This is a genomic window from Streptomyces sp. P5F9, from assembly GCF_057961495.1.
On sequence record NZ_JBXVPZ010000912.1, the window covers coordinates 1 to 1,390 of the forward strand.

Below are 1,390 nucleotides of genomic sequence, written 5' to 3' on the forward strand. Positions count from 1 at the left end.
TCCTGACCCACCGGGGTGGGACGAGCGGGCGTGCCCGTCCCACCCCGGTGGGTCAGGACGCGGCGTACGCGGCGTCCTTCATCACGAAGCTGGCCAGCGGCGAACCGTCGGCCGCGGACATCGCGCTGAACGTGATGCCGAGCTGGGCCGCGGACTTGCGGGCCAGCTTGATGTCGTCCGACGCGGTGACCTGGCCGCGCGGGATGCCGAAGCGGTAGGTCACGGTGGAGCCGTCGCTCGCCCGGACGTCCGTGAACTCCAGGCCGAGAGCGCGGACATCGGCGAACGGCCGGTCGGCGATGTCGTACTTGTAGACGCCCGTCGAGCCCGTCACCGCGCCGACCGAACCACCGCCCATGAAGAACGGCAGCGTGTCCTCGTTGAACTGCATCAGCGAGAACTTCAGGGTCAGGTCGCGGTCCGAGTACACGAAGTGCACCGGGCTGACCGCCTGCCACACGTCGACCGGCTCCAGCTTGTCCTTCTTGCTGAAGGTGACACCGTCACCGGAGGTGAACCCGAGGTTCTTCCAGGTCGCCCAGTCGGTGGCGGTGTCGGTGGAGAACGTCGACGGTACGGCGGTGTCGGCCGGGGCGACGTAGAGGCGGCCTACGCCGGCGATGCGGATCTCGGAGGAGTTGGTTCCTGCCATGGTGAATCTCCTTGTTTTCCAGGCGAGTTGGGATGGGTGCCGTCGTACTCGGGAGGTCCGGGTACGAAGAAGGCCCCGCCGGGGGGTGGCGGGGCCTTCGGTCTGTGGGGCGCGGAGCGTCGGAGCGGTCAACGGATGGATCAGTAGACGTCCACGTACACCTTCATCACCGTGACGTAGCGGTTGGCCGCGGAGTAGAGGTAGTCGGGCAGCCAGCGCGGGCCGTCCTGCTCCTCGACCTCGGTGACGAGGTTCGTGCCGTACTTGTTGTTCGCCATCGCCAGTACGGCCTGACGGGCGTCGTTGGCCAGGACGTGCGCAGCCTGCTTGGTCGGGCCGTACACCTCCAGCTCGATCAGCGGCTGGTCGACATGGCGTTCGCCGACCCAGGCGCCGCCGCGCCGGTTGACGAACACGGCGGCGGCCGTGCCGTCGAAGCCGGTCGGCGCCTGTACGGCGACGATCGCGCCGGAGAGCCGGGAGTCGTCCTCCAGGATGTCGACGATCATCGCCTCGACGTCCGGGAAGGCGCTCGGTGGAGTGGGTGTGGTCATGCCGGGTCACCTCGGGGCAGCTTCGGAGGGCGTGCGGGACGCGGCGGTACACCTGCACACCGCGACGGGGCACTGAGCGGCCGGCCTGCGGGCGCAGCTCCGCCGCTGCACCAACTGTGACAGACGATCGTGCGCGCACGCAACTAAAAACCGAGAACCAGGTGAGTGGCGGAGGTTGAGGGGG

2 protein-coding genes are annotated in these 1,390 nt (G+C 68.6%); both read right to left on the bottom strand.

From position 1 onward, the window contains the following. Positions 1–52: 52 nt before the first annotated feature. Positions 53–652 (bottom strand): phage tail tube protein, encoded by a 600-nt coding sequence (locus AC31A1_RS51410; RefSeq protein WP_489659914.1) that lies wholly within the window; start codon positions 650–652, stop codon positions 53–55. Positions 653–792: 140 nt separating this feature from the next. Then, on the bottom strand, positions 793–1,206 hold the full coding sequence (locus AC31A1_RS51415) for a hypothetical protein (RefSeq protein ID WP_043682841.1): 414 nt from the start codon (positions 1,204–1,206) through the stop codon (positions 793–795). Between the last annotated feature and the right edge of the window lie 184 nt (positions 1,207–1,390).